The organism is Pedobacter nutrimenti (genome assembly GCF_003208655.1).
In the GTDB taxonomy this organism is placed as follows: domain Bacteria; phylum Bacteroidota; class Bacteroidia; order Sphingobacteriales; family Sphingobacteriaceae; genus Pedobacter; species Pedobacter nutrimenti.
On sequence record NZ_QKLU01000006.1, the window covers coordinates 340,226 to 349,020 of the forward strand.

Below are 8,795 nucleotides of genomic sequence, written 5' to 3' on the forward strand. Positions count from 1 at the left end.
CTAATGTAACTAAATTTTAAGTTACAATATAGGGGGTTAACTAATTTTATAGTCAAGAAGTTCCTTGGCATTATCAAGGGCAGATTTTCCAGGATCTTTTCCACTTAACATTTCCGCGATGGCAAATATGCGGTCTTTTTTATCAAGTCTTTTGATGCCCGTACTGGTCTTATTTTCTTGTTCCTGTTTGTAGACAAAGAAGTGGGCATTTCCTCTTGCTGCAATCTGAGGCAAATGTGTAATGCAAACGACCTGCATGTTTTGCTCCAGGGCGCCAATAACCTGACCTACCCTGAGTGCTGTTTCCCCCGAAATACCCGTGTCAATTTCATCAAAAATCAAAGTAGGGAGGTCACTATGCTTAGCCAGAATAGATTTGATGGCCAGCATAATCCTTGATAATTCCCCACCAGATGCGATTTTGGCAACCGGGGCAGGATCCTGTCCGCTATTTGCCGAAAACAGGAGGGAAATGCTGTCTTTCCCATCTTTATTCAAGTCTGTAAGGACAAGCTGGTTGATTTTAATTTTTGCATTGGGCATTCCGGCCTGTTCCAGAATTTGATCCACCTGATTTTCGGTTGCTTTTATAGACTTGCTGCGGTTTGAAGAAAGAACAAGGGCCTTACTTTCCAGTACTTCTTTCAGTCGCATTGTTTCCCTGGTCAGACGTTCAATTTCTTCTTCTCCGCTGATCAGTAAAATCAGGTTTTCGGATAACTGGTCCTTTATGGCCAGAAGCAGGGAAATGGTATTTACCCTGTGTTTTTGTTCGAGTGTATAAATAAGGTCCAGACGCTGGTTGATTTCTTCTATTCTGGATGGATTGAAAATTACATTTTCTTCCAGAGCGGATAATTCATTGCTGATGTCTTTAAGTTCTATCAGTGTGGATTTTAACCTTTCGTTTAATTCGGAATAGGTCTCTTTAAACTGTTCTATAGACTGGAGCTGGATGCTTGCTTCCTTTAAAATAGAAACAGCTGCAGTCTGTTCCCCGCTGAGCAAATGATAGGCATTGAGCAGGCTTCGTTTAATGGATTCTGCATTATTAAGTGTTTTTAATTCGTTTTCGAGGTTTTCCTGTTCCTCTGGTTTTAAATCTGCAGCTTCCAGTTCGTTAAATAAAAACTGCTCATAGTCCTGTTTGTTTTTCGCTTCGGTGGCTTTGAGTTGTAATTCCTGTAACTTCTGCTGGTTTTTTTTGTATTGTTTATAGTCGTTTCTGTAGTCTTCCAGAAGACCATCGTGATTGGCCAGTCCGTCAACAATGGCGAGCTGGAAGGCCGGGTCATTCAACTCGAGTGTGGCATGTTGAGAATGGATATCTATCAGTTTTTCCCCTAGTTGTTTCATCAGGGAAAGGGTTACAGGTGTATCGTTTACAAATGCCCGGGATTTTCCGTCAATTGATATTTCACGGCGTAATGTGCTCTCGGAATAAAAATCCAGGTCATTTTCTTCGAAGAGCGGTTTCAGGTGGTTTCCTTTTAATTTAAATACGCCTTCAATAATACATTTCTTTTCCTGGTTAAAGAAGTATTTGGTTTCTGCCCGCTGTCCGAGTATTAAAGACAAGGCACCCAGCATAATTGATTTTCCTGCTCCTGTTTCACCTGTAATAATGTTGAGTCCTTTATCGAACTCTATTTCAACATTATCAATTAGGGCATAATTCCGTATAGAAAGTTTCTGTAGCATATCCTTTGCTAAATTATAAAAAACTCTCTCTCGATTCTATTAATTCTTTATAAAGAACAAAGGGCATGAATTTTCTTCTGCCCTTTGTCTGTTGGTTGGATATTTGGTTTAGCTTTTTTTATCTGAGCCTTCTGCTTTTTTCTTAATCAGCTGGTCCATTTCCTTTTGATACCTGGATTGCAATTCTTTATATTCAGGAGAATTATAAAGTTCTTTCATTTCCTCAACATGTTTTTTCCATTCCGGGGAGTTGAACTGTTTTCTGAGTTCTTCTGCATTTTTTCTTAGGCTTTCCTGTTGCGTTTTCCATTCCGGAGAGTTGAACTGTTTGTTAATGGCCAGACTTTGCTTTTGAATATCTTCCATTTGTTTCTTCCACTCCGGTGAATTGAAGCGTTTTTTGATTTCTTCGGCGTTCTTTTGAATATCTTCCTGTTGCTTTTTCCATTCCGGAGAGTTGAACTGTTTGTTAATGGCCAGACTTTGTTTCTGGATGTCTTCCATTTGTTTCTTCCACTCTGGTGAATTGAAACGTTTTCTGATTTCTTCGGCATTCTTTTGAATATCTTCCTGCTGTTTTTTCCATTCCGGGGAGTTGAACTGCTTGTTAATGGTCAGACTTTGCTTTTGAATGTCTTCTATTTGTTTCTTCCACTCTGGTGAATTGAAACGTTTTCTGATTTCTTCTGCATTCTTTTGGATCTCTTCCTGCTGCTTTTTCCATTCCGGGGAGTTGAACTGAGTGGAAATACGGAGGCTTTGTTTTTGAACGTTTTCCATTAGTTTTTTCAATTCCGGAGAGCTGTTGACATTGTAATTTAATTGATAGCTCATAGGATAGGACAGGCTATACAAACTGTCTTTTTTTAATCTTTCATCTGCGTAGGAAAGATCAAAGATGGCCTCTTTCCTTAAACTGTCCGGAAGTTCTTTTATTGAATTGTATGTTCTTTTTTGTCCATCAGAATCTATGATGATGACCTTGGTCGCTTTTGTTTTCTTGGTCGTATCCTGGGGTAGAGCGGTTCTTGTTTTAGTAGGGACTGCAGCAAACTGATCGAGGAAAATTTCTTTGGTTGCAGAAGAAAGATCCTTTGATACGGTGCTTGCTTTTTTGATCACCTTTGAAGGGTTGATCCAGGCCAGTGAACTTGCGCAGGCTATGGTTAGGCAAATGGCGAAGATTTTCTGTTTTGCACTCATGTAATTGGTTTTCATATCTGTAATTCTTTTAATGCGTTGATACAAATGTTGATTATGCTCTCCTGTTGCGGCAAGAGAAAATGCGGGTATTTGTTTTTCTTTTAGCAATTCTATTTTAAGAAGCGCATGTGCATAGGTCAGTGGGGTCCCACTTATGCTTAGTACTTTATCGTCGCAGGCATGTTCCCTTTCTATCTGGATGAGCCTGCTGCACAACCAAACAAATGGGTTAAAGAAAAGCATGGTTTCAATAACCGTCTTAATCAGGTTCAGCAGGTAGTCATTCCTTCTGATGTGCGATAATTCATGAATAAGAATGGCTTCCACATGTTGAATGTCCAGTTGAGTGGCAAAAGCAAAGGGAAAAAGAACAATTGGTTTAAAATAACCAATGACCAGGGGAACATTTACCTGGGCAGAAAGGTAAAAGCCTACGCTTTTTTGAATGTTTAATTTTGCCTTTATAGTATTAAAAGTCATGTGCCATCCGTCAGGGACATCAAAACGTGAAGCTTTTTTGAGTGTAATTAGTTTGGCATAACCTGAAAACAACAAAGTCAATTGAAGGAGTACACCTATAGTATAAACTGTAACCAGCATTGGAAAGTATTGTTCAGCTTTGCCGCTTAAGGATAAATTACTGATGTAATGGTAATAGTTAACGGTGAGGGGAGAGCCTGAATTTGCAGGATGATCCGGTAGCTGAAAGAAATGAAAGAAGGTGATAAAGAAGCCTGTAAAAATTAAGCAAATACTTGTGTAGGCCAGATTGTGTTTGGTTTTTGCATTTAACCTGGGAAACGACTGCATAACAATAAACAAGACCAGATATGCGATGGCACCTTGCCATAAAGAATGAAATATACTCCAGCCTGTCGCTTTAATAAAGGTATTTAAGAATGCTTCCATGGTTTTATTTTTTGCTTAGTTCATCCAAATATTTTTTTATAGAATCTATCTCGTCTTTGCTGGCCTCGTGGTTACCCAGGGCCTGCATCACCAAACGGGCCGCAGATCCATTGAATACCCCATCAATCATTTTGTTGAGCATTTGTTCCTGAGTTTTCTGCTCATTTACCAAGGAACGGTAAATATGTGTCTTGGAAGAAGTATCTCTGGACAGCAGACCTTTTTCATGCATGATTTGCATCAGTTTTAAAGTGGTTGTATAACCTGCATCTTTATTCTTTTCCAGGATTTCGTGGACTTCTCTGACCGTGCAATCTCCTTTTCTCCAAAGGATCTGGAGAATTTCTAATTCACTTTCAGTAGGCTTATGGATGGGGGCAGTATTCATATGTATGTTTGTACGAATGTTTTCGTATATAAATGTACGAATGTTTTCGTATAAACAAAATATTTTTTAAAAAAAATGCGCTTTATAGACTAAAGTGATTTCTTGAGCTGTTCGTATTTGTTAATATTTGCCGGATCAATTTCTACCAGCAAATTGTAAGCCGTCATTTTGTCGGAGGTATTTGCCAGAGAGAATACATTGCTGATCTCTTCGCCCTTGCTGGCAAAGTAGACATTTGGAAAAATAGAACCCAATTTTTGTTTGTCCATTTGCTGTAAGTCTGGTAAAAAAGCAAGGATATTTTTAATGGCTTTTGTTTGATCGTCTTGTAATATATCCAGGCCATTTCTGTGGTAATTATAAATGAAGGTCCTCAGGGGCTCAAAACTTTTGTTCAGCAGATTCTCATTAAGCCAATACCTGTTTCGCAAGCCATCAAAAGCTTTCCAGCCCGTATTCCCTGCATTTTGGGCCAGGTTTAAAATGTTCTGTGCTTTAATGTAAAAAGGAGTGCCGCCCATTTTGCTGAAACTGTCTTTATCCAAACCAATAATGGTAAAGGCATAGTAAGAAAGTAATGAGCCAATATTTGAGAGAAAAGTCTGATCCGAGAAATCTACAGGTTGTCCTTCATTGTAGTTAAAATCAAAGTCCTTGTCGCTCATGTTCAAAAGAGTACTGTTGTAAGATGATCCGAACACAGCTCTTCTTGATTGGATCTGTGCTTCTGCTTTATAGGAAGAACCCCCATCCCAGTTGGTGATGGTGATTACAAAATTGCAGTCAATCCTTTCTGGCTGCAAATAGGTTTCATTTGTCCATTTGTTGTTGTTCAGAAAGTCTCTTATGGTTGTTTGAAGCAGTTCCAGGTTTCTTTTATTGATGTTAGGGACCGTAGGGGCCAGCATTTGAACCTTTGCATTCAGTTCTTGTGCGCCGGCTTTAAAAAAGGCAGTGGAAAGGAGGGCGATAATCAGAAGTTTTTTCATCTGTTTGTATTTAACTTTTTTTTATCAGATGGGGTTTTGATGATGTTTCAACAGCACCCTATTTGTTGCGATGAATATAAAGCCTGTCCGATTTATTTACCAATAAGCTTTAATATTTCATTGCTGATGTCCTTTGCAACTTCCTGTTTAGATTTTACTTCAAAAACAGTTTGCTCAAAAGACTTATTAAAGATAGTTATTTTATTGGTATCTGTTTGAAATCCGGCACCTTTATCATTTAGTGAATTCAGGACAATCAGATCAAGGTTCTTTTTTAGCAATTTTGCTTTGGCATGCTCTTCTTCGTGTTCTGTCTCCAGTGCGAAACCGACCAGGATCTGGCCCGCCTTTTTCTCTTTACCCAGTGTCGCTAAAATATCTGTTGTCTTTTTTAGTTCAATAGAAAGGTCATTGTCTTTCTTTTTTATTTTCTGACTGGCTACATGTACAGGCGTATAATCGGCAACGGCAGCACTCATAACAACAATGTCAGAGGTTGAAAAATGCAATTGGCAGGCTTTGAGCATTTCGGCTGCACTGACCACATCAATTCTTTCCACCGGATAATTGTTGTGTTGGGTTGTCGGACCGCTAACCAGCGTGACTTCTGCACCGAGTGAAGAAAACTCATCTGCTATCGCAAAGCCCATTTTTCCTGAAGAATGATTTCCGATGAAACGGACAGGATCTATGGCTTCATAAGTAGGCCCGGCAGTGACTAAAACCTTTTTACCCTTTAAAGGGAGTTTTTTTTTTATTTGTTGGGTTAAAAATTCGGTAATCTCTTCAGGTTCCGCCATTCTTCCCTCACCGTGAAGTCCGCTCGCGAGTTCTCCACTATTTGGCGGTATGATGATATTTCCTGCGGCCTTTAGTTTTTGGATATTGGATTGGGTACTTGAATGTTTCCACATGTCCAAGTCCATAGCAGGGGCAAGTAAAACAGGGCATTTGGCAGATAAATAAACTGCAGACAATAAATTATCACATAAGCCATTGGCCATTTTGGCAATGGTATTTGCACTTGCAGGCGCAATGAGTACATAATCTGCCCAGAGCCCGAGCTCTACGTGATTGTTCCATACGCCAGTGTCTTCAGAAAAGTACTGGGTATATACGGGGTTTTTAGATAGAGTGGAAAGGGTTAGCGGTGTAATGAAATTTGCTGCCCCCGAGGTGAGTATGACCTTGACGTTTGCGCCTGATTTGACTAAAAGACGAACAAGTGTCGCAGCTTTATAAGCTGCAATACTGCCGCAAACGCCAAGGATGATGTTTTTATTTTTTAGCATGGTCTATTAATGCAAGCGATTATGCAAGCTAATCCCTATGCTGTTAATTATTGTTGTTCTTTAGCCGGATTTCTGTGGTATACTTTTTCATTCAGAAATTCATCGATTGAAATCAAAGTAGGCTTAGGTAAACGCTCATAATGCTTACTGATTTCAATTTGCTCTCTGTTTTCAAAGATTTCTTCCAGGTTGTCATTAGATGAAGCAAATTCAGCTAATTTACCATGAAGTTCTTCTTTCATGTTGTTGGAAATCTGATTGGCCCTTTTGGCAATAATGACTAAAGACTCATATATATTTCCGGTGCTTCTGTCCAAATCATTTACATTTCTAGTCACCGTTGTATTCGGTACAGCTGGTTTATTAGTATTCATTATTTGATGGGTTTTTTAATCGTGTTTGTATTAGAGGTATCTTTTCTTCCCTCTTTTTCAAGTGTTGCTTTATATTTTGCGAATTGTTGTTCCTGCAGGCTGATTAAACTTTTTGCCCTTACTATGCCGGACTCACTATCGCTTTTTAAATCCTTAACCTGTTTAACAAATTTACTGTCAGGATGGGAGTCCAGAAATTCATTGGCGTAACCAATTGCTTCATTGAACCTGTCTTCCTGACGATATTCTAAACTGTTTTTTGCATAAAGATACTGCGATTTTACAATCAGCATATCCATTTCCTCTGCATATTTAATGTCTGGAAAGTCGATTTGTGCATTTTTTAATGCAATTACGGCTGCCTTGTAATTACTAATGTCATAGCCTCCCATTTCATAATACATTTTAGCACCTTCAAAAGCCTTTTTTTCCAGTTTTGCTCTCAAATCGGTTATGTATTGACTTGCCTGTGCTACCCGTTCACTTTTTGGATAAAGGTTAATAAACAGTTGAAGTGCATCAATGGCTTTATAAGTGTTTTCCTGATCCAGTGGGTACTCAGGAGAATCCAGATAGTAGCAGTAAGCACCCATGTATCTGCATTCTTCAGCATATTTACTCGTTGGATAGGTATCTGCGAAATACTTAAACTGGAATCTTGCAGTGGTATAATCCTTTAAATAATATAAAGTAAGCGCGTAATGGTAGTTTAGCTCTTCGGCACCTTCTCTTCCCCTGTATTTCTGGGAAAGGTCTTCAAACAGGATGAGCGCTTTTGAATAATCCTTTTTATTGTAGAGCCTCATGGCCTCCTGGTATTTTTTGGCTACATCATTACTCAGTCTGATTTTTTCAAAACGACTTTTACAGCCAGCAATACTCAGTGCTATAACAGTGAAACTTAATATAAATACGTGTTTAATTTTAAACATTCTGCAAAGATAAGTTAATAATACGATAACGTCAATTAAAAATAATTGCTGCTAAGCTATATAAAGGCTTTGATCCTTTCAAGACCTTAACATTATTTAACAAATTTTATGGAATGTGGCCAGGGAGACCGGCTTCAATATGATGTGGTGTTTTGTTTAAAAAAGCTGTATTTAGGCTGCTTTAATTTCCAGAAAGGCTCCCGGTGTAAAAAGGAATGGATAGAGGGGTATTTATGTAGTATTATATATAGCTATTCATTTGGTACAATATAATAGACCAGGAGTGGTGTGAATGTTATAGAACAATTGGGCAGATCTGGTTTTGTGTTAAAAAGCCAGGTTTTTCAGGACTGCGGGTTTTACCGTTATAGGTATATATAATAGGTATGTCAGGTTTGGTTATGATATAAACAACAAAAAGATGTTTTTGAAGGTATCTCGCTGTCGTTAATTTTTTGATTTGATCAGGTTCTTGTGAGCTTATTGGCTTCAATACGTGCAATTCTGGCATTTGGGTTTGTTGGGTAGTGGGTGAGTAAAAGTTTTTATGGTTGTAATTTAGGGAGTTAGGTATTGTTTTAAAAATAGATGTTGTAAAAGCTTTGCAGGGGATATAATTTTTTCTACTTTTGCATCCCGCTTCGGAAGGAAGGGGACACTAGAGAGGAATTGGGGAGAAGGATTGAAAAGCGGGTTTAAGGTAATGTTGATGAGATTTGAGGGATTTAGGTTCTGAGAAAATAAAAAGCAAAAAAGATTAAAATTAATTTGCGAATAACATTAAGATTACTACCTTTGCAGTCCCAAACAAAAGGGGGTGATTTACAAACGGAGTTTGTAAACGGAATAAAAAAGATTGAAAGGATTGAATTTGAGTAAAGGGATCTGGAACATAAACGACCAGACCTGTTTAGGAGAAGGAAACCAGAAGATATATAGGCTACCGTGAGGCCCAGCCGATAAGTTCATTAAAGAGATGTCATTTACAAGCGTAGCGAGGTATCGAA

At 38.5% G+C, this 8,795-nt stretch carries 8 protein-coding genes; all 8 read right to left on the minus strand.

From position 1 onward, the window contains the following. Positions 1–36: 36 nt before the first annotated feature. Entirely contained in the window at positions 37–1,701 is a 1,665-nt protein-coding gene (gene recN, locus B0O44_RS18180; RefSeq protein WP_110833592.1) for a DNA repair protein RecN, read from the minus strand. Positions 1,702–1,809: 108 nt separating this feature from the next. Continuing rightward, positions 1,810–3,813 carry a M56 family metallopeptidase gene (locus tag B0O44_RS18185; RefSeq protein WP_110833593.1) on the minus strand — a complete coding sequence of 668 codons (2,004 nt, stop codon included), beginning with the start codon at positions 3,811–3,813 and terminating at the stop codon, positions 1,810–1,812. Positions 3,814–3,817: 4 nt separating this feature from the next. Further along, positions 3,818–4,201: a BlaI/MecI/CopY family transcriptional regulator gene (locus tag B0O44_RS18190; RefSeq protein ID WP_110833594.1), complete on the minus strand. Its 384-nt coding sequence runs from the start codon at positions 4,199–4,201 to the stop codon at positions 3,818–3,820. Positions 4,202–4,290: 89 nt separating this feature from the next. Beyond that, entirely contained in the window at positions 4,291–5,190 is a 900-nt protein-coding gene (porD, locus tag B0O44_RS18195; protein WP_110833595.1) for a type IX secretion system protein PorD, read from the minus strand. A gap of 92 nt (positions 5,191–5,282) precedes the next feature. Next, a complete protein-coding gene (gene coaBC, locus B0O44_RS18200; RefSeq protein WP_110833596.1) occupies positions 5,283–6,482 on the minus strand; it encodes a bifunctional phosphopantothenoylcysteine decarboxylase/phosphopantothenate--cysteine ligase CoaBC in 1,200 nt (399 codons plus the stop codon). Between the two features lie 47 nt (positions 6,483–6,529). Further along, positions 6,530–6,856, minus strand: coding sequence for a DNA-directed RNA polymerase subunit omega (locus B0O44_RS18205; RefSeq protein WP_110833597.1), 327 nt, complete (start codon positions 6,854–6,856; stop codon positions 6,530–6,532). Continuing rightward, entirely contained in the window at positions 6,856–7,788 is a 933-nt protein-coding gene (locus B0O44_RS18210; protein ID WP_110833598.1) for an outer membrane protein assembly factor BamD, read from the minus strand. The genes B0O44_RS18205 and B0O44_RS18210 overlap by 1 nt, the downstream gene beginning before the upstream one ends. Before the next feature lie 822 nt (positions 7,789–8,610). After that, on the minus strand, positions 8,611–8,795 hold a 185-nt coding region (locus B0O44_RS25105; protein ID WP_211321409.1), incomplete at its 5' end, for a hypothetical protein.

Coding starts and splice junctions, on each gene's coding strand:
- recN (WP_110833592.1), bottom strand. CDS start 1,701: ATGCTACAGAAACTTTCTATACGGAATTATGCCCTAATTGATAATGTT.
- B0O44_RS18185 (WP_110833593.1), bottom strand. CDS start 3,813: ATGGAAGCATTCTTAAATACCTTTATTAAAGCGACAGGCTGGAGTATA.
- B0O44_RS18190 (WP_110833594.1), bottom strand. CDS start 4,201: ATGAATACTGCCCCCATCCATAAGCCTACTGAAAGTGAATTAGAAATT.
- porD (WP_110833595.1), bottom strand. CDS start 5,190: ATGAAAAAACTTCTGATTATCGCCCTCCTTTCCACTGCCTTTTTTAAA.
- coaBC (WP_110833596.1), bottom strand. CDS start 6,482: ATGCTAAAAAATAAAAACATCATCCTTGGCGTTTGCGGCAGTATTGCA.
- B0O44_RS18205 (WP_110833597.1), bottom strand. CDS start 6,856: ATGAATACTAATAAACCAGCTGTACCGAATACAACGGTGACTAGAAAT.
- B0O44_RS18210 (WP_110833598.1), bottom strand. CDS start 7,788: ATGTTTAAAATTAAACACGTATTTATATTAAGTTTCACTGTTATAGCA.